The organism is Pseudosulfitobacter koreensis, from assembly GCF_024733015.1.
GTDB classification, from domain to species: domain Bacteria; phylum Pseudomonadota; class Alphaproteobacteria; order Rhodobacterales; family Rhodobacteraceae; genus Pseudosulfitobacter; species Pseudosulfitobacter koreensis.
Genome location: NZ_JANKJG010000001.1, coordinates 425,606 through 443,564 on the forward strand (window position 1 = coordinate 425,606; position 17,959 = coordinate 443,564).

The following is a 17,959-nucleotide window of genomic DNA, read 5'->3' on the forward strand; positions in this document are numbered from 1 at the left end:
CCTTTACCTTGATGCGCGAAACCTGTCGGGAAATGGCATTCTGACGGGGGCACCATGTCGCTGGCCAACAAACTGGCAGAGGAACGGCGGGGGCGGCTGGCCGCCGAGCGGATGCTTGAACTCAAGCAGTCCGAACTGGCTGCCGCGCGCCGCAAGCTGGACCGCCATGCCCAGACGCTGAGCGCCGAAATCAACGAAACGCGGGCCGAAGTGGCGACGGTACGCGACGAAAACCTGCGGGTGAAATCCGACCTCAGCGTCGCCCACCACAAGGTCGAGGTGGCCGAGCGGCGGCTGTGGCATTCCATCGAGACGGTGACCGACGGCTTTGCCTTTTTCGACGACACCAACCGGATGCTGGCCGCGAATCGTGCCTATCTGGTGATTTTCGACGGGATGGAGATGGTTCGTCCTGGCGTGAACTACATCACCATCCTGCAAATCCTGACCGACGAGGGGATCGTGAACACCGAAGGCGTGCCCCACGACGAATGGCGCATCATGATGGCTGACCGCTGGCTGGCCCCCTACCCCGAGCCCGTGACGATCCGGCTGTGGAATGACCAGTACATCAAGCTTATCGATCGTCGCGGCCCCGGTGGCGATATCGTGTCGCTGGGTCTGAACATCACCACCACCGTCGTCTACGAAGAGCGTCTGAAAGAGGCCCGCGCCGTGGCAGAATCAGCCAGCCGCGCCAAATCGGCATTTCTGGCGAACATGAGCCACGAAATCCGAACCCCGATGAACGGCGTCGTGGGCATGGCCGACCTGCTGACCGATACCGGGCTGAACGAGGAACAGCGTCTATATGTGGACACCATCCGCAACTCGGGCGAGGCGCTGCTGACCATCATCAACGACGTTCTGGATTATTCCAAGATCGAGGCGGAAAAGCTGGCGCTGCATCCCGAACCCTTCGACCTTGAGCGCTGCATTCACGAGGTGATCATGCTGCTGCAACACGCCGCGCGCGAAAAGGACGTAAAGCTGTTGCTGGACTACGACCTGTTCCTGCCCACACGGTTTGTCGGCGATCCCGGTCGGATCAGGCAGGTTCTGACCAACCTGATCGGCAACGCGGTAAAGTTCACGGCGGAAGGGCACGTGCTGGTGCGGGTGACCGGCGTGCCTGCGGATCAGGGGCGCGAGAGCCAGGTCAACATCGCCATCGAAGACACCGGCATCGGCATTCCGGCGGACAAGATCGACCACATCTTTGGCGAGTTCAACCAGGTCGAGAACGACCGCAACCGGCAATTCGACGGCACCGGCCTGGGTCTGGCGATTTCGCAACGGCTGGTGGGGCTGATGAAGGGCAAGATCTGGGTGACCAGCGAGGAAGGGGTTGGATCATGCTTTGGCTTTTCGCTGCATCTGGAAACCGCCGAACAGGAAGAACCACGCCATCCTGCCATCCCCAAGGGCATAGGCCGCGTGATGGTGGTGGACGATGTGGCCGCCGACCGACTGATCCTGGAACGCCAGATGGAGATGCTGGGCCTGAGCGTCATATCCTGCCCGGACGGCGCTGCGGCCCTGCAGCGGCTGGACGATACAGTCGATCTGGTGCTGACAGACCATAACATGCGCGATATGGACGGGCTGGAACTGGCACAGAAAATCCGCGGCGCAGGCCATCAGATGCCGGTGATCCTGCTGAGCACCAACCCCGGCCATGCCGACCGCGATCCCGACCGCAAATATCTGCATGCATTGATGCAGAAACCGGCGCCGCGCCGCGTGTTGTTCAGCATGCTGGAATCACTGGGGCCGATTGCGCGGCCCCCACCCGATGCGGTGGCCGTGCCGGACAGGCCGCCGCAGTTGCGCCTGATGCGCGTACTGGCCGCCGAGGACAACAAGACCAACCAGCTTGTGCTGCGCAAGATGCTGGCGCATCTGACCATCGACCTGCAATTTGCAAACAACGGCGAAGAGGCCGTCGCACTCTACCAGAGCTTTGTGCCCGATCTGATCTTTATGGACATCTCGATGCCCAAGATGGATGGCAAGGACGCCACCCGCGCCATTCGCGCGCTGGAAGCGGGCAGCGGTGTCGCGGTGCCGGTGGTTGCCCTGACCGCACATGCGATGGACGATGAAGAGGCGGCGATCATGGCGGCGGGCCTGAACCACTATCTGACCAAGCCCCTGCGCAAGGACGCGCTGGAACGACAGGTCATCGCGGCCTGTCCGCCCGGTGCGCAGCCGCCCCTTGCCGTGCAGGAGGCGGCGCTTCAGGCTTCGGGGTAGGGTCTTACGAACACCGGCGCATCAGGTTCTGACAATTCAGGCTGATAGGCATAGCCGCCGCTGTCAAAGTCGGTCAGTGCGGCAGGATCGGTCACCCGGTTCTGCACCACAAAGCGCGCCATCGCGCCGCGCGCCTTCTTGGCGAAGAAGCTGACGATCTTTGGCCCCTGCCCCTTGTCCTCCATGAACTTCGGGGTAATCACACGCAGTTTCAGTGACTTGAGCGCCACTGCACCGAAATATTCCTGGCTGGCGCAGTTGACCAGTACGTCGCTGCCCGTCGCTTTGGCCTGCGCATTCAGCGCCTTGGACAGTTCGTCGCCCCAGTAGTCATAAAGGTTCGCTCCGCGCCGCGTTTTCAGGCGGCTGCCCATTTCCAGGCGGTAGGGCTGGATCGCGTCGGCGGGCCGCAGCAGGCCGTAAAGCCCCGACAGAATGCGCAAATGGTCCTGCGCCCAGGCCATCTCGTCCGCATCCAGCGACGCCGCGTCGAGACCCTGATAGGTGTCGCCGGCGAAGGCCAGTGCGGCGGGGCGGACAGCCTCGGGTTCGGGTTGGGCCGCGAAGGTCTGGAAACGGTCGCGGTTCAGCCGCGCCAGATCGTCCGACAGGTGCATCAACGACTTCAGATCGCCCAGCGTCAGATTGCGCGCGGTCTTGGCCAGCCGCACCGCGTCGTCCTGCATTGCGGGCGCGGTCATCTCGAGGTCGCGCGCCTCCCAGTCCAGCCGCTTGGCGGGCGAAATCACTACCAGCATTCGTTTCTCCTTCGGGATTTGCACAAGAACTAGTGCGACGGGGCCGAAACGTCCAGAACGCGTTGAAGACAAAAGCTAGTGCCAAAATCTGTCGGCAGCATGGGCTATCCCGAGAGGCGTGAAGCCTTAGCGTAAGGTGTTGGGCCGCGTCGATATACGCAGTGTCGGTCATGACACGCCATTGATGGAACAGGCGGCCTAAGCCGCTGACAAGACCGCCAGAAACGCTGCGCCAAATCTTTCGGCGCGGCGTTCGCCCAGCAAACGCTCGAGCGCCCCTGCATCCGCTGAACGCATCTGTGCCACTTTCGCCAATTGCGAGGCCGAGCAACTGAGCGGTTTGTCGGTGCCACCCGCGCCGCGTGCCAGTTGTGCCTGCGCGTCCATCAACTGATCATAGACCGTACCCGCCGCGCGCCCTGCCAGCTTGCGGCGGGTCGGATGCACATCATTCACCGCACCGTTGATCACTTGCAGGAACGTTTCGCCATAGCGTTCCAGCTTTTTCGCGCCGACACCGCTGATCCCGGCCATCGCATCCAGATTGGTGGGGCGCTTTTCCGCCATTTCGATCAATGTGCGGTCGGTAAAGATGACGTAGGCCGGCACCCGCGCGGCCTCCGCCAGGGCGCGGCGCTGCGCCTTGAGCGCGCTGAGCAGCGGCGCGTCTTCTTCGGATACCATCTCCTTGACCGCCGGGCGGCGGTTGGTGCCGGCACTGCGGATGCTGTCGCGGCGCAGGCTGATCGTGGCCTCGTCACGCAGGATCGGCAGGGCGGCATCGGTCATGCGCAGGGCGCCGTGGCGGGCGGGATCGGGGCGGATCAGATCGTGGCCCATCATCTGACGGAACACCGCCTGCCATTCGCGTTTGTCGTATTCCTTGCCCACGCCATAGGTCGGCAGGCTGTCATGCCCGCGTTGCGCGATCTTGTCGGTGCGGTTGCCCAGCAGGATGTCGATCAGGTGCCCCGCGCCGAACCATTCTTCGGTGCGCAGCATTGCGGACAGCGCCTTGCGCACAGCCGTGGTGCCGTCGAAAACCTCGGCGGGCTTGTCGCACAGATCGCAGTTGCCGCAGGTCGTTTCCGTCTCTCCGAAATAGCCCAGCAGCGTGTTGCGGCGGCAATCCAGTGCCTCGGCCAGACCCAGAAGCGCGTTCAGCCGACCGTGATCGGCACTGCGGCGTTCGGGCGGGGCGAGGCCCTCGTCGATCTGCGAGCGGCGCAGCTTGATGTCGTCGGGGCCGAACAGCGTCAGGGTTTCAGCGGGGGCCCCGTCACGCCCGGCGCGGCCGATTTCCTGATAATAGGCCTCGATGCTCTTGGGCAGGTCAGCGTGGGCGACCCAGCGGATGTCGGGCTTGTCGATGCCCATGCCAAAGGCAACGGTCGCCACGACGATCAACCCGTCTTCCTGCTGAAAGCGACGCTCGGCGATGCGGCGGTCGTCGGCGTCCATGCCGCCGTGATAGTGGATCGCACCGTGGCCCCCCTCGCGCAGGGCCTGGGCCAGCGTTTCAGTCTTGGCGCGGGTGCCGCAATAGACGATGCCCGACTGCCCCTTGCGCGCGGCGGCAAAGTTCAGGATCTGGGCGCGCGGCCCGTCCTTGGCCGCAAAGGCCAGGTGGATGTTGGGCCGATCGAACCCGCGCAGAAATGCTGTGGGGGGTTCACCGTCGAACAGTTTCTGCACGATCTCGGCCTGAGTTTCGATGTCGGCGGTGGCGGTGAAGGCGGCCAGCGGCACGTTCAGCGTGCGGCGCAATTCGCCGATGCGCAGGTAATCGGGGCGGAAATCATGGCCCCACTGGCTGACGCAATGCGCCTCGTCCACCGCGATCATCGACACGCCGATACGGCGCAACATGCCCATGGCAGAGCCTGCGGCCAGACGTTCGGGTGCCATATAGAGCAGCTTCAGCTCGCCCCGCTCAAGCGCGTCCCAGACGGCGTCGGTTTCTTCGGGGGTGTTGCCGGAGGTCAGCGCGCCCGCAGAGACGCCCGCCTCTTGCAGAGCGCGCACCTGGTCGCGCATCAGGGCTATCAGCGGCGATATCACCACTGTCACGCCATCGCGCATCAGCGCAGGCAGTTGGAAACACAGGGATTTTCCACCGCCCGTGGGCATGATGGCCAGCACGTTTTCGCCCTGCGCCACGGCATGCACGATCTCTTCCTGCCCGGGGCGGAAGGCGTCAAAGCCGAAAACATCGGACAACAGCGTGGCAGCGCCTGTCATATGGAAACCTTGATGTGAATTGTCTGCTCTTTTGATGCAGAATCACACACTAAGATTCTGTGAACAAGGTCTGCTGGCCAACAGGGCCAAAAAAATGCTGCGGGCTATGGCCGCAGGCCCAGTAACAGGAGTAGCGATCAGTAGAACGCGGCGGCGTTGTTCATCAGGATGATGCGCAGAACGGCGACCGCGATCAAGACCACCAGCGGCGCCAGATCCAGCCCGCCCATCGGCGGCAGAACTTGACGGATACGGCTGTAAAGCGGCTCGAGCAGTCGGTTCAGCCCATCCCAGATCTGGGCTACGAGCGGCTGGCGCAGGTTGAGCACCTGGAAGTTGATCAGCCAGCTCATCACCACGTGGGCGATGATAAAAAACCAGACAATGTTCAGCAGCAGCATCAGGATTTGGAACAGCGATTGCATCAAACTCACCTCTTTGTTGCACTCCAACTAGTCGTGCCCTGACAAAAGGGCAAGCCTGCCGCGAGGTTGTTGGTTGACAGTTCGCCCCGCTGCCCGTGAACAGGGCGCAAAAGGAGCCTGCGCCATGTTCCCCTTCGTCCGCCTGTTCAAAGACATCCTGATCGCCCGCCGTCTGCCGCCTCTGGAAGGTTTCGGCGATATTCACACCAGTCGGCACATCTGCTGGCCTTGGGACATCGACATGTTTGGCGAGCTGAACAATGGCCGCACGCTGACGCTCTATGATCTGGGGCGTCTGGCGATGGCGCAGCGGGGCGGGCTGGTCTCGGTGCTGTTCAAGAACAAGTGGGCGCTGACGATGGCAGGGGCTTCGGTGCGTTACCGGCGCAGGATTACCATGTTCGAGCGGTTCACGATGCGGTCGCGTCTGGTGTGCTGGGATGACCGCTTCATGTACCTGGAACAGTCGATGTGGAAGAAAAACGGCGAATGCGCCAGCCACGTGCTTTATCGCTCGGCGCTGCTGGAGAATGGACGTGCCATCAACCCGGCACGGGCCGCCGAGGCGCTGGGTCAGAACCCGGTCAGCCCGCCTGTCCCCGACTGGATTGCCGCCTGGATCGAGGCCGAAGCCACGCGTCCGTGGCCACCGATGCAGGACAAGATCGCACCTGCGTCATAAACCTTCACTTGCCTATGATCGCGGCCCCGTGCTTCTAATCGCGCCAACAATATGGGGCGGGGACTGGCATGGCGGACGTATCACTGAGGAAACGCATCTGGGGCTGGTATTTCTTTGACTGGGCCAGCCAGCCGTACAACACGCTGATGCTGACGTTCATCTTCGGCCCCTATTTTGCCCAGACAGCCACCGCGCATCTGGTTGCGGACGGCATGGCCGAAGGTGCGGCCAGGGCGCAGGCGCAGGCGCTTTGGGGCTACGGGCTGACCGTGGCGGGCATATCCATCGCCATTCTGGCCCCGATCCTAGGCGGGATTGCCGACAGTTCGGGACGCCGGATGCCGTGGATATGGCTGTTTTCGGCCCTGTATTTCATCGGCTCCTATGCGCTGTGGTGGACAGCGCCGCAGGATTTTTCGGTGCTCTGGGCGCTGTTCTTCTTTGGCATCGGTCTGGTCGGGATGGAATTCGCCACGATCTTTACCAACAGCTACCTGCCATCGCTGGGCCCTCGAGACGAGTTGGGCAAGATTTCCGGGTCGGGCTGGGGCTTTGGCTATGCGGGCGGCGTGCTGGCGCTGCTGCTGATGCTGGCGCTGTTTCAGGCGGGCGACAGTGGGCGCACGATGGCGGGGCTGGAGCCGTTGTTCGGACTGGACCCTGCCACCAAGGCCGACACCCGCGTCGTCGGGCCGTTCACCGCGATCTGGTTCGCGGTCTTCATGATCCCGTTCTTTTTGTGGGTCAAAGAGACGCCCGCCGACGCGCCGCGCCTGAAGTATAAATTCGGCAACGGCATGCGCGAGTTAAAGCAGACGCTGATAAACCTGCCGGGCAATCCCAGCCTGTTGGCCTATCTGGGCTCGTCGATGTTCTACCGAGACGCGCTGAACGGGATGTATACGTTCGGCGGCATTTATGCGTTGGGCGTGCTGAACTGGAGCATCACCGAAGTGGGTATCTTCGGCATCATCGCAGCCGCCAGCGGGGCGCTGTTTTGCTGGCTGGGCGGATTTGCCGACCGGGCGCTGGGGCCAAAGCCGCTGATCATCATGTGTTGTCTGATCCTGATGGGCACCGCGATCCTGATAGTTTCCCTTTCGCCCACCTCGATCTTCGGGATCGCGCTGGCGGAGGGGTCAAGCCTGCCCGATATCATGTTCTATGTCGCGGGCATGCTGATCGGTGCGGCGGGCGGCGTTCTGCAAAGCGCCAGCCGCAACATGCTGACACGGCAGGGCAACACCGAGCGGATGACCGAAGCCTTCGGGCTTTATGCGCTGTCGGGCAAGGCGACGACGTTCCTGGCCCCGGCGCTGATCGCAATTGCCTCGCAAATCAGCGGAAGCCAGCGCGTCGGGGTGTCGCCGTTGATCGTGCTCTTTGCAATCGGTCTGATCATGCTAGTCTGGGTGAAACCCGATGGAGAGCCTGAGTAATGATTTTACGCCGTTTGTGTTTCGCCGCGTTGATGGTCGTGACCGCTGCCTGCAGTGGCCAGTCCGACACCAACATCGACGGCACGCCGTTGCCCGACATCGACCCCGCCACCCTGCAGGGGCTGGCCAAGGCCGCATTCGGGGCCGAGCGGGTTGGATCGCAACAGGCCCCTGCGCCCTTCGGCAGCTATTCCAAGGGCTGCGCCGCCGGAGCTGCGCAACTGGCTGAGACCGGACCCACATGGCAAGCGATGCGCCTGTCGCGCAACCGGAACTGGGGCCACCCCGAACTGGTCGATTTCATCGAAAAGCTCAGCCGACAGGCGGCCCGGCAACCGGGTTGGAACGGGCTTTATGTCGGTGACCTGAGCCAGCCGCGCGGCGGGCCGATGCTGACCGGGCATGCAAGCCACCAGATCGGGCTGGATGCCGACATCTGGATGCTGCCCGCGACCAACCTGAACCTGAGTGTGACCGAGCGCGAAAACATCTCGTCGATCTCGACCCGGCGCGCCAGCGGTGCGTTCACCAACGGATCGTGGACGCGCGCGCATCACGAGATCATCAAGGCCGCAGCACAAGACGACCGCACCGCGCGGATCTTTGTCTTTCCGGGGGCCAAGGTGCAGATGTGCAAGGATGAAAAAGGCGACCGCGCTTGGCTGCGAAAGGTGCGCCCATGGTACGGTCACCACTATCATTTCCACGTGCGGCTGGCCTGCCCCAAGGGTGCGCGCGGCTGTGTCGATCAAGCGGCCCCGCCCCCCGGCGATGGCTGTGACGACGCGCAGCAGTGGGTGAACAACATCCTGAACCCGCCAGCGCCGGACCCAAACGCACGCAAGACGACACCGAAACCCAAACGCGAACTGATTGTCGCCGATCTGCCTCAGCAATGTTCTGGCGTTCTGCGCTCGCAGTAGTTTGCACGGCAGCCTGCGTTCAGGCCGAACCGACACTGACATTGGATGGCGTGATCACGCTGCCGCGTCTGTCGGAAGGGTTTGGCGGGCTGTCTGCAATCGAAATGTCCGATGGCGGTGCCGAAGCTCTGGTGCTGTCGGACCGGGGTGGTCTGTATCATCTGACGTTGGACCGCTCGGGCGATGCGGTTCGGGTGATCAATGCGGTGCGCGACGACCGGGCCGTGCATCTGGGCGACACCGAAGGGTTGGCGCTGGATGCGGACGGCACCTTGTACGTGTCGATGGAGGGGCAGGCAGGCATCGCGGCAGAACAGCCCGATGGCAGGCTTGTCCGACAGCCGGGGCATCCCGATTTCAAGGATTTGGTCGAGAACCGGGCGCTTGAGGCCCTGGCCATCGCACCGGATGGAACGCTTGTCACTCTCCCGGAAATCTCTGCCAGAAACAGCGAACCCTTTCCCATCTATCAGCTGAAGGACGGGCGCTGGACCAAGGGGCCATTCCTGCCCCGAGACGGCATCTTTCTGGTCACGGGCGCCGATTTTGGCCCCGACGGGCTGTTCTATCTGCTTGAGCGCAGCCTGTCGTTGCGTGGGTTTGCCACCCGTATCCGCCGGTTCGATCTGTCCGCGCCCGATTTGGAGGAGACCACGCTTTTGGTCACCGAACCGGGCACTTACGGTAATCTGGAAGGGCTGAGCCTCTGGCAGGATGACCTGGGCATCACGCATCTGTCGCTGGTCGCCGACGACAACTTTTATACGTTCTTCAGCAACCAGATCGTCGAATTCACCCTGACGGAATAGCTTGCACGGCTGCGCGCTTGGGCCTATGGACCGCCCGTCCGTCATGATGGCGGACCAAGTCGCCGCACCCTTGTAAAAACGGAACACATCATGAAACGCGCGCATATCCCCGGCATCATCGCCATGGCCGCCATCGTCGTGGCCTCGAATATCCTTGTCCAATTCCTGTTCGGTCAATGGCTGACCTGGGGAGCATTCACCTATCCGCTGGCCTTTCTGGTCACCGACATCATGAACCGCGTCTATGGCGCACCCGCAGCCCGCAAGGTGGTGCTGGCCGGTTTTGCCGCAGGTGTCATTTGCAGCCTGATCGGCACGCAGATCATGGGCGAGTTCGGCCCGCTGGTCACTGTGCGCATCGCCGTGGCATCGGGCATCGCATTCCTGACAGCCCAGTTGCTTGACGTCGCGATATTCTCGGCACTGCGCAGTGGCGCGTGGTGGCGTGCGCCACTGGCGTCGACGCTGATTGGCAGCAGTGTTGACACGGTCCTGTTCTTCTCGATCGCCTTTGCCGGATCGCTGGCGTTCATCCATCCCGCCACGGATGTTGCCTGGGCGGCCGAAGCGCTGCCGTTGTTGGGCGTCGGGCCGGTTGTCCCGCTTTGGGTTTCACTGGCGGTCGCGGATTGGTCGGTGAAATTATTGCTTGCTTTGGCGGCACTTATCCCGTTTCGCGCCATTACCCGTCGCATTGCATGAAAAAAGTGTTTTGACATCTCGCGCTGGCATGCCAACTTTCAACTGTCTGAAACAATTGAAAGGAGGTGCTCTAGTGTCCAGAAAGGTATTGGAGAGAGGTGTCGGAACAGCTTGGAGGAACGCCCGGTAAGGCAGTCCTTGGCGATGTGATCCACCAAGTGGACCATACGGTCTAACCGACCCCGCCTCCTGAAACTTTCGAAGGGCCGCTGGCAAACGCCATGCGGCCCTTTTTCATGTTCGATTCAATTCAAAGTCTGTTCCCGTCAGACACAGGTTCGGCGCCTACGTACCGCCACGCGCTGGCTTCGTCGTCGAAGGTTTCGGCGTCCACGGGGATCACCTTGTCCATCGTCTCGATCATGCCGACGGCTTGTTTCGGTGCGCCCACCACGACGTATTTTCCCACGTTGGACAGTGATCGCACACGGGATTTCAGCGTTTCCCAGCCGAATGACGCGCCGGTTTCCGCGCCCTCGTATGGATCGAAGATCAGCATCATGTCGACCTTTCCCGGTCGGTCGAATGCATCGTTCATATAGGTGGCAAGTTCGGTCATATCCTCGGAACTCACCTCGGCGACGATGCGGAACACATATAGATCGTCGCGCGTGGTGGCGATCTGGATCACGGAGGGCAGTTTCAGCATATCGGTCTCCATCAGAGGGGGAATTGCTGACCAAACGCCCCTTCCCGCCGGATCGTTCCGATGCGATAGTACCGTCATGCTGCGTATCAACGACACCATTTCCATCGAAGTCTGGGAACTGACCGAGAATTTTGTGCGCTCGTCCGGACCCGGTGGGCAGAACGTGAACAAGGTGTCTTCGGCGGTCGAACTGCGGTTCGAGGCGTTGCGCAGCCCCAATTTGCCCGATCCGGTGAAGACCCGGCTCAAGCGGCTGGCGGGACGGCGCTGGACCAACGAGGGCGCGCTGATCATCCAGTGCGAAGAGACCCGCAGCCAGGCGCGCAACCGCGAGATCGCCCGCGACCGGCTGGTCGATCTGATCAAGGCAGCGCTGGTCAGACCCAAACGCCGCATCGCCACCCGCCCGACGCTTGGGTCGAAAAAACGGCGGCTGAAGGAAAAGAAGGTGCGCGGCGAGGTCAAGGCCCTGCGCGGGCGCGTCGATCCCGACTGACGCACCAGTTCACGCACCGGCGGGTGCGTGCTGGTCATTCGCGCGAAGGTAAGATTAGGTGATCCTGCGCCCCTGACAGGACCTTGCCCCTTGTGATCCGAGCCACCGACCGAACCGGCCTTGCCATCGTGCTGAGCCTGATTGCCCTGACCCTGTTCGATGGCATGGGGCTGATCATCAAGCTGTTGTCCGCAGATTATTCCGCCGCCGAACTGAGCGCGTGGCGCAATATCTTCGGCCTGATCCCGGCGGTGATTGCCTTGGGCACGTCGCGGGCATGGCGTGCAGGTGGGCGCAAGATCAAGATCCGCCAGTGGAAGCTGGGACTGGCACGGGGTGCCATCGTGACCCTGGCGCAGTTGTTCTTTTATCTGTCGCTGGGGCGGATGGAGTTTGCGACCGCATCGACCATCACCTATGCCAACGCGCTGTTCATAACCGCCCTTGCGGTGCCGCTGTTGGGCGAGGTCGTGGGCTGGGTCCGGTGGAGCGCCGTGATGATCGGCTTCGTCGGCGTCATCCTGGTGATGCAGCCGGGCAGCGATACATTCTCGACCGACGCGCTGTTCCCGCTGGGTGCAGCGTTCATGTACGCGCTGGTTGCCGTGACCGCGCGCATGTTCGACGAGGATGTGCCGAGCCCGCTTGTCAGCTTTTATTCCAATGTCGCGGCAGTGGTCGGGGCCACCCTGCTGGCGCTGGCCCTTGGCGGGTTCAGCCCGGTGGCGATGGCAGATATTCCGTGGCTGGTGGCCATGGGCGCGTTCGGCGGCACGGCGGTGCTGATACTGGTTGTCAGCCAGCGGATGACCGAGCAGTCGAACCTGGCCCCGTTTTCCTACTTCGGCATACCGCTGGCATTCCTGCTGGGCTGGGTGTTCTTCGGCGAAACGCCGTGGGACGCGCTGTTTCCCGGCGCGATATTGATCGCGGCAGGGGGTTTGCTGATCGTGTGGCGGGAGCGGCGGGAGATGGCTTAAACTTCCACCTCGAACTCCTCCTGCTCACCCACGCCAAACACCCGCTTGTAGCGGTCGATCTCGGATTGCGGGCCCATCGCCTTGTTGGGATTGTCCGACAGCTTGACCGTGGGGCGACCGTTGGCCGCGACCGCCTTGCACACCAGCGAGAACGGGGCCAGCGCATCGTTGGGGGTCAGGCCGCGGAAATCGTTGGTCAGCAGGGTGCCCCAGCCAAAGGAGCACTGCACCCGCCCGCGGAACTGCTGTTGCAGCGCGATGATCTTGTTCACGTCCAGCCCGTCCGAGAAGATCACCCGCTTTTGCCTGGGATCCTCGCCGCGGCTTTTCCACCAGTTGATGGCGGTTTCCGCCGCCGCTGCCGGATCGCCGCTGTCGATGCGGATGCCGGTCCAACCGGCCAGCCAGTCGGGGGCATTGTCCAGAAAACCCTTGGTGCCGTAGGTGTCGGGCAGGATGATCCGAAGGTTGCCTTCGTGCTCGTCGTGCCAGTCGGACAGCACGTCGTAGGGCGCGCGGAACAGTTCCGCGTCGCTGTCGGCGAGGGCCGCATAGACCATCGGCAGTTCATGGGCGTTGGTGCCGATCGCCTCCAGTTCGCGGTGCATCGCGATCTTGCAGTTCGAGGTGCCGATGAACTTGCTACCCATGCCCTCCTGCATGGCCTGAACGCACCAGTCCTGCCAGAGAAACGAATGGCGGCGGCGGGTGCCGAAATCGGCGATGCTGACGCCTTCGACCGTGCGCAGGGCTTCGATCTTTTCCCACAGGCGGGTCATGCCGCGCGCGTAGAGGATCTGCAGTTCGAAACGACCCATATCGTCCAGCACCGCGCGTCCGCGCAATTCCATAAGGATGGCAAGCGCGGGGATTTCCCAAAGCATGACCTCGTGCCATTTGCCTTCGAAGGTCAGCTCGTATTGGTCGCCCTTGCGCTCGAGCTGATAGGGCGGCAGGCGCAGACCCTCGAACCATTCCATGAAATCCGGGCGGAACATCTGGCGCTTGCCGTAGAAGGTGTTGCCACGCAGCCAGGTGCTTTCGCCGCGCGACAGTGACAGCGACCGCACGTGGTCGAGCTGTTCACGCAGTTCGCCCTCGTCGATCAGATCGGCCAGCGGCACCGATCTGGTGCGGTTGATCAGCGAAAAGGTGACCTGGGTGTCAGGCTTGTTGCGAAAGATGCTCTGGCACATCAGCAGCTTGTAAAAGTCCGTGTCGATCAGGGATCGCACGATCGGGTCGATCTTCCACTTGTGGTTCCAGACGCGGGTGGCGATGTCGACCATATTGGTTATTCCTCAGAGGCTTCGGCCCGTTTTGCCCGCTGTGCGTGTCCGAAGCAAGGGCGCGCCATAAGGCTTGCCAATATCAGAGGTTGCTGCGACCGTCGCGGCAGACATCAGACCGAGGTCCCTCACATGACCGAGATCACCAGCATAACCGAACTGCACGATGTGCTGCCAAAGATCGAAGCCCTGAAAACCGACAAAGCGGCGCGCGTGGCGGGCGCATTCGATCTCACAACGCCTGCGTGACCAGATCGCCGCGCCGTTTCAAAAGCTGGACCCGACCAGCGACGCTTACAAAGAGCGCATGATCGAGATGTTCGCGCAGCTGAGGCGGCAGGACTATTCGTTCGACGACGAGGGAAGGTCGGTCGGCAATGTCGAGACCTACCTGGCCAATCCGATCCCATTCCGGCTTGGCGATCCTGCGATGATCAGTGAATTTCTGGTGTCCTACGGGCATATCATGGAAGCGGAAGAGTTGAACATTCAGGGCATCCACCGCTGTGCGATCATGGTGGCGACGCGGGCATTGGCCGGATTTATTCCAGCGTGACCCCTGCCGCCTTCATGCCGTCCACCGCCGCAACCAGCGAGCCGTCCAGGTCAATAGCGCGGCACAGGTCCATCTTGACCGTCACGTCAAAGCCCAGCTTGGCCGCGTCCACCGCCGAGAAATTCACGCAGAAATCGGTGGCGAGACCGACCATTACCAGCTTTTGAATGCCGCGCGTGCGCAGGTAGCCCTCCAGCCCCGTCGGGGTCTGGTGGTCGTTCTCGAAGAAAGCGGAATAGCTGTCGATGGCAGAGTTGTAGCCCTTGCGGATCACCATGTCGGCGCGGTCGGTGTTCAGGTCCGCGTGGAACCCGCCTCCCTTGCTGCCCTGAATGCAGTGGTCGGGCCAGAGCACCTGCGGGCCATAAGGCATCTGGATCACGGCGTAGGGGTCGTGGTCCTTGTGGGCGGAGGCAAAGGACGAATGCCCCGCCGGGTGCCAATCCTGGGTCAACACGACGGCATCCGCCTGTTTCATTAGCGCGTTGATGCCCGGCACGATCTTGTCGCCCTCGGTCACCGCCAGCGCACCGCCGGGGCAAAAGTCATTCTGGACGTCGATCACGATCAGGGCCTGGGTCATGCGGTGCCTCCTGCTTCTCTTATGGCGTAGGCCGATGGCGGACGTTGGTCAACGCCCGCGTCATGGTCGGCCAGCCAGTCGGCGATACGTGGCCAAAGCCCGGTCGCCGCCGCGCGGGACCGGATCATCCGGGCGTGGTTGAAATTTTCGGAATAACCGGTGGCCGTGCCGCAGAGTTCCAGTTGGGCGCGCGGTCCGAACATCTGCGCAAAATCACGGCAGCCTTCGACGGGTGCGATCAGCCGGTCGCCGCCGCCCGCCAGCACCAGCGTCGGTAGGTGCAGCGCGGCCAGACGCGGTGCCAGCGGGCCGGTATCATCCGCGATCACGCGCACACGGTTCCAGCGCAGCCATTCGTCCATGATGCCCGAGGCCTCGTTGCAGGGGCCGATGTTGATCAGCCGCACCGGCCAATATCCGCGCCTGCGCCCGACAAGCGCCACCGCCAGCATGGTCATGCGAAACCGCCAGGGCGCGTCGTAAAACCGCGTGGCCTGAGCGCCCATCACGCAAAGACTGCGGACCTGCGCGCGCAGGTCGTGCCGCGCGAGCGCCAGTGCCATCGCGAGCCCACCGCCCGAGTGGGCCACGAGATGCACAGGGCCGTGCCGCTGCGACACATATGCGATTGCCTGTGCCATCTCGCCGTCACCAAGCGCCGTGTAGTCGAAGGCCTGCACCCGCCCAGGCCCGATGTCGCGGCCCCGCCATTCGATGATGTAGGTGGGTCGCCCCGCGCCGATCTGCTGGGCAAGCGGCAGGCACGTTTCGGCAGTGGAAAACGTCCCGTGAGAGATCAGGACCGGCGCGCCGCGCCCGCCGCTGACGCGCAGCAGCCGCCCCTTGCCGGTGTAATCGGTGACCTCTTCCATCCCGTCACGGTCAGGCGAACTGCGCGGGGCGTCAATATTGCCGTGGCGTCCGCCTCTGCGGCATCCGTGCCTCTTGTCTGGTCGCTGCGTCAGGCGTATCTGGCGAGGCATGTATATTATCGCTGCACTTTATCATTTCACCCGCTTCGCCGCGCCCGCCGCGATCAAGCCCGCGCTGCTGGACTTGTGCGTGGCCCAAGGGGTCAAGGGCACGCTCTTGCTGGCGGGCGAAGGGATCAACGGCACCATCGCGGGTTCCCGCGCGGGCATCGACGCGGTGCTGGCGCATATTCGCGCCCTGCCCGGTTGCGAGGGGCTGGAGTGGAAGGAGAGCGCATCCGCCACGCCGCCTTTCGGCAAGATGAAGGTGCGGCTGAAACGCGAGATCGTGACGATGGGCCAGCCGGACGTCGATCCCGCGGCGCGGACCGGGCACTATGTGGACCCCGCCGACTGGAATGCGCTGATCACGCGCGATGATGTGGCGGTGATCGACACGCGCAACGATTACGAAGTGGCCATCGGCACCTTTAAGGGGGCAGTCGATCCGCAGACCACCTGCTTTGGCGAGTTTCCCGCATGGTGGGAGGCAAACAAGGACCGTTTCCACAACAAGAAGATCGCGATGTTCTGCACCGGCGGCATCCGCTGCGAGAAATCGACAAACTTTCTGCTGGGTCAGGGAATTGAGGATGTGTTCCACCTCAAGGGTGGCATCCTGAAGTATCTGGAAGAGGTGCCCGAGCAGGACAGCACTTGGAACGGAAACTGCTTTGTCTTCGACGGACGGGTCAGCGTCGGACACGGGCTGCGCGTCGGGCCGCATATGCTGTGCCACGCCTGTCGCCGTCCGGTGCTGCCTGCCGATCAGGCGCGCCCGGAGTACGAGGCCGGAGTCAGCTGCCATCTGTGCATCGACGAGACATCAGATGCGGACAAGGCGCGGTTTCGGGAGCGTCAGCGCCAGATCGAACTGGCCCGCGCGCGCGGAGAAGACCACCTGTCGGCGCCGATGGTGTCGGGCAAATCCGAGCTTTAGGCCGCGACCAGTCCCGCCTTGCGCGGGCGTGAACGCGACAGCAGCCACAGCATGATGCCGACGTTCAGCATATTGAAGACGATGCCGTTCCAGAACGCCATCTGGTAGCTGCCGGTCACGTCGTAGATCCACCCCGACATCCAGCCGCCGATGGCCATGCCCGCAATCGTCGCCATCAGAACGAAGCCGACCCATGATCCGGCGGCGCGTGCAGGCATGTATTCCCGCACGATCAGCGCATAGCTGGGCACGATCCCGCCCTGCGACAGGCCGAATATCAACGACACCACATAAAGCGAGACCAGACCGTCGGACGGCAGGTAGAAGAACAGCGCCAGACATTGCAGCGCCGAACCGATCAGCAGGGTGCGCACGCCGCCCAACCGGTCGGCGATCAGCCCCGACACCAGGCGCGACGCGACCCCGCCGAGCAGCATCAGCGACAGCATTTCCGCCCCTGCGACGGGACCATAGCCCAGATCGACACAATAGCTGACGATATGCACTTGCGGCATCGACATCGCGATACAGCAGCCGATGCCCGCAAGGCCAAGCAGCAGTGCAAGCTTGCGCGGCGGCAGCCCGACCGATTTGGCATTGCTGTCCGATGCAGCCTGCGCGGCGTTTTGCGCCTCTTCCGGCAGACGGCGGCGCAGCAGCAGGGCCAGCGGGATTACCGTTGCCAGCGTGACCACGGCGAGAAAGGCATAGACGCTGCGCCAGCCGCTGTCGGCGAGCAGCCCCGCCAGAACCATCGGCCAGATCGCCCCGGACAGGTAGTTGCCGCTGGCGACAATCGCCACCGCGATGCCGCGGCGGCGCATGAACCAGTGCGAAATGTCCGCGATCAAGGGCCCAAAGCCCACCGCCGATGCCAGCCCAATCAACAGTTGCGCAAGGCTGAGCATGAAGATCGAAGTGGCATACATCGCAACGCCATAGCCCGCCGCGATGCCGACTGCCGCCGCGATCAGCGAACCCGTCACGCCGAACCGGTCCACCGCGCGGCCGATGACGAAATTGCCCAGCGCAAAGCCGACCATCGTCATCGTGTAGGGCATCGAGGCCTGGGCGCGCGTCAGGGCAAATTCGGTCTCGACCGCTGGCATGATCACGATCACCGCCCACATGCCGACGTTGGCCACCATCGCCACCCCCAGCGTGATCAAGAGCCGCGTCCAGGAATATTTGCTGTCCAGCACTGTAAGTTCAGCCATGCGCCGCGTCCCCTTTGTTATCGGCGCATCAGCGCAGATCGCG

At 62.9% G+C, this 17,959-nt stretch carries 18 protein-coding genes; 10 read left to right on the top strand and 8 right to left on the bottom strand.

The annotated features are described in order from the left end of the window. The first annotated feature begins 54 nt into the window (after positions 1-54). The gene (locus tag NTA49_RS02165) at positions 55-2,256 is read left to right on the top strand and encodes a response regulator (protein ID WP_258293004.1); all 2,202 of its coding nucleotides are present in this window, start codon (positions 55-57) and stop codon (positions 2,254-2,256) included. Here the strand turns inward: NTA49_RS02165 and yaaA are convergent. The 3 genes from yaaA to NTA49_RS02180 form a co-directional block, all read right to left on the bottom strand. Next, complete coding sequence (gene yaaA / locus NTA49_RS02170) at positions 2,241-3,014, bottom strand: peroxide stress protein YaaA (protein WP_258293005.1); 774 nt, start codon at positions 3,012-3,014, stop codon at positions 2,241-2,243. The two genes, NTA49_RS02165 and yaaA, sit on opposite strands and share 16 nt — an antisense overlap. A gap of 198 nt (positions 3,015-3,212) precedes the next feature. Then, a complete protein-coding gene (recQ, locus tag NTA49_RS02175) occupies positions 3,213-5,255 on the bottom strand; it encodes a DNA helicase RecQ (protein ID WP_258293006.1) in 2,043 nt (680 codons plus the stop codon). A 137-nt stretch (positions 5,256-5,392) separates the two neighbouring features. Then, the gene (locus tag NTA49_RS02180; RefSeq protein WP_258293007.1) at positions 5,393-5,680 is read right to left on the bottom strand and encodes a YggT family protein; all 288 of its coding nucleotides are present in this window, start codon (positions 5,678-5,680) and stop codon (positions 5,393-5,395) included. Positions 5,681-5,804: 124 nt separating this feature from the next. On the opposite strand from NTA49_RS02180, the gene NTA49_RS02185 reads away from it, so the two are divergent. The 5 genes from NTA49_RS02185 to NTA49_RS02205 all read left to right on the top strand — a co-directional run bounded on the left by NTA49_RS02185 (position 5,805) and on the right by NTA49_RS02205 (position 10,235). Beyond that, the gene (locus NTA49_RS02185) at positions 5,805-6,362 is read left to right on the top strand and encodes an acyl-CoA thioesterase (protein ID WP_258293008.1); all 558 of its coding nucleotides are present in this window, start codon (positions 5,805-5,807) and stop codon (positions 6,360-6,362) included. A gap of 68 nt (positions 6,363-6,430) precedes the next feature. After that, the gene (locus tag NTA49_RS02190; protein WP_258293009.1) at positions 6,431-7,801 is read left to right on the top strand and encodes an MFS transporter; all 1,371 of its coding nucleotides are present in this window, start codon (positions 6,431-6,433) and stop codon (positions 7,799-7,801) included. Then, positions 7,801-8,724 (top strand): penicillin-insensitive murein endopeptidase, encoded by a 924-nt coding sequence (gene mepA, locus NTA49_RS02195; protein ID WP_258293010.1) that lies wholly within the window; start codon positions 7,801-7,803, stop codon positions 8,722-8,724. The genes NTA49_RS02190 and mepA overlap by 1 nt, the downstream gene beginning before the upstream one ends. Further along, entirely contained in the window at positions 8,697-9,533 is an 837-nt protein-coding gene (locus NTA49_RS02200) for an esterase-like activity of phytase family protein (RefSeq protein WP_258293011.1), read from the top strand. Before mepA ends, NTA49_RS02200 begins: the two co-directional genes overlap by 28 nt. A 90-nt stretch (positions 9,534-9,623) precedes the next feature. Continuing rightward, a complete protein-coding gene (locus NTA49_RS02205) occupies positions 9,624-10,235 on the top strand; it encodes a queuosine precursor transporter (protein WP_258293012.1) in 612 nt (203 codons plus the stop codon). Positions 10,236-10,485: 250 nt separating this feature from the next. Here the strand turns inward: NTA49_RS02205 and NTA49_RS02210 are convergent, their stop codons facing one another. Next, positions 10,486-10,884, bottom strand: a complete 399-nt coding sequence (locus tag NTA49_RS02210; RefSeq protein ID WP_258293013.1) for a SpoIIAA family protein — start codon at positions 10,882-10,884, stop codon at positions 10,486-10,488. Between the two features lie 76 nt (positions 10,885-10,960). Here NTA49_RS02210 and arfB point away from each other — a divergent pair, with 76 nt between their 5' ends. Both arfB and NTA49_RS02220 read left to right on the top strand, forming a co-directional pair. Then, complete coding sequence (gene arfB, locus NTA49_RS02215) at positions 10,961-11,380, top strand: alternative ribosome rescue aminoacyl-tRNA hydrolase ArfB (RefSeq protein WP_258293014.1); 420 nt, start codon at positions 10,961-10,963, stop codon at positions 11,378-11,380. A gap of 92 nt (positions 11,381-11,472) precedes the next feature. Further along, positions 11,473-12,360: a DMT family transporter gene (locus NTA49_RS02220; protein ID WP_258293015.1), complete on the top strand. Its 888-nt coding sequence runs from the start codon at positions 11,473-11,475 to the stop codon at positions 12,358-12,360. Here NTA49_RS02220 and pncB read toward each other — a convergent pair. Next, a complete protein-coding gene (pncB, locus tag NTA49_RS02225) occupies positions 12,357-13,649 on the bottom strand; it encodes a nicotinate phosphoribosyltransferase (protein ID WP_258293016.1) in 1,293 nt (430 codons plus the stop codon). The two genes, NTA49_RS02220 and pncB, sit on opposite strands and share 4 nt — an antisense overlap. Positions 13,650-13,956: 307 nt before the next feature. Between pncB and NTA49_RS02230 the strand changes: the two genes are divergently transcribed. After that, a complete protein-coding gene (locus NTA49_RS02230; RefSeq protein WP_258293017.1) occupies positions 13,957-14,205 on the top strand; it encodes a hypothetical protein in 249 nt (82 codons plus the stop codon). On the opposite strand, the gene pncA is transcribed toward NTA49_RS02230, so the two are convergent. Continuing rightward, entirely contained in the window at positions 14,192-14,788 is a 597-nt protein-coding gene (gene pncA, locus NTA49_RS02235) for a bifunctional nicotinamidase/pyrazinamidase (RefSeq protein WP_258293018.1), read from the bottom strand. The genes NTA49_RS02230 and pncA overlap by 14 nt on opposite strands. Continuing rightward, positions 14,785-15,660, bottom strand: coding sequence for an alpha/beta hydrolase (locus tag NTA49_RS02240; RefSeq protein WP_258293019.1), 876 nt, complete (start codon positions 15,658-15,660; stop codon positions 14,785-14,787). The genes pncA and NTA49_RS02240 overlap by 4 nt, the downstream gene beginning before the upstream one ends. Positions 15,661-15,769: 109 nt before the next feature. Here NTA49_RS02240 and trhO point away from each other — a divergent pair, with 109 nt between their 5' ends. Next, positions 15,770-16,699 carry an oxygen-dependent tRNA uridine(34) hydroxylase TrhO gene (gene trhO, locus NTA49_RS02245; RefSeq protein WP_258293020.1) on the top strand — a complete coding sequence of 310 codons (930 nt, stop codon included), beginning with the start codon at positions 15,770-15,772 and terminating at the stop codon, positions 16,697-16,699. Here trhO and NTA49_RS02250 read toward each other — a convergent pair. Next, a complete protein-coding gene (locus tag NTA49_RS02250) occupies positions 16,696-17,916 on the bottom strand; it encodes an MFS transporter (RefSeq protein WP_258293021.1) in 1,221 nt (406 codons plus the stop codon). The two genes, trhO and NTA49_RS02250, sit on opposite strands and share 4 nt — an antisense overlap. Between the last annotated feature and the right edge of the window lie 43 nt (positions 17,917-17,959).

Bases quoted from the DNA above. Each gene is read 5' to 3' on its own strand.
- NTA49_RS02165 (WP_258293004.1), top strand. From the start codon at position 55: ATGTCGCTGGCCAACAAACTGGCAGAGGAACGGCGGGGGCGGCTGGCC.
- yaaA (WP_258293005.1), bottom strand. From the start codon at position 3,014: ATGCTGGTAGTGATTTCGCCCGCCAAGCGGCTGGACTGGGAGGCGCGC.
- recQ (WP_258293006.1), bottom strand. From the start codon at position 5,255: ATGACAGGCGCTGCCACGCTGTTGTCCGATGTTTTCGGCTTTGACGCC.
- NTA49_RS02180 (WP_258293007.1), bottom strand. From the start codon at position 5,680: ATGCAATCGCTGTTCCAAATCCTGATGCTGCTGCTGAACATTGTCTGG.
- NTA49_RS02185 (WP_258293008.1), top strand. From the start codon at position 5,805: ATGTTCCCCTTCGTCCGCCTGTTCAAAGACATCCTGATCGCCCGCCGT.
- NTA49_RS02190 (WP_258293009.1), top strand. From the start codon at position 6,431: ATGGCGGACGTATCACTGAGGAAACGCATCTGGGGCTGGTATTTCTTT.
- mepA (WP_258293010.1), top strand. From the start codon at position 7,801: ATGATTTTACGCCGTTTGTGTTTCGCCGCGTTGATGGTCGTGACCGCT.
- NTA49_RS02200 (WP_258293011.1), top strand. From the start codon at position 8,697: ATGTTCTGGCGTTCTGCGCTCGCAGTAGTTTGCACGGCAGCCTGCGTT.
- NTA49_RS02205 (WP_258293012.1), top strand. From the start codon at position 9,624: ATGAAACGCGCGCATATCCCCGGCATCATCGCCATGGCCGCCATCGTC.
- NTA49_RS02210 (WP_258293013.1), bottom strand. From the start codon at position 10,884: ATGCTGAAACTGCCCTCCGTGATCCAGATCGCCACCACGCGCGACGAT.
- arfB (WP_258293014.1), top strand. From the start codon at position 10,961: ATGCTGCGTATCAACGACACCATTTCCATCGAAGTCTGGGAACTGACC.
- pncB (WP_258293016.1), bottom strand. From the start codon at position 13,649: ATGGTCGACATCGCCACCCGCGTCTGGAACCACAAGTGGAAGATCGAC.
- NTA49_RS02230 (WP_258293017.1), top strand. From the start codon at position 13,957: ATGATCGAGATGTTCGCGCAGCTGAGGCGGCAGGACTATTCGTTCGAC.
- pncA (WP_258293018.1), bottom strand. From the start codon at position 14,788: ATGACCCAGGCCCTGATCGTGATCGACGTCCAGAATGACTTTTGCCCC.
- NTA49_RS02240 (WP_258293019.1), bottom strand. From the start codon at position 15,660: ATGGAAGAGGTCACCGATTACACCGGCAAGGGGCGGCTGCTGCGCGTC.
- trhO (WP_258293020.1), top strand. From the start codon at position 15,770: ATGTATATTATCGCTGCACTTTATCATTTCACCCGCTTCGCCGCGCCC.
- NTA49_RS02250 (WP_258293021.1), bottom strand. From the start codon at position 17,916: ATGGCTGAACTTACAGTGCTGGACAGCAAATATTCCTGGACGCGGCTC.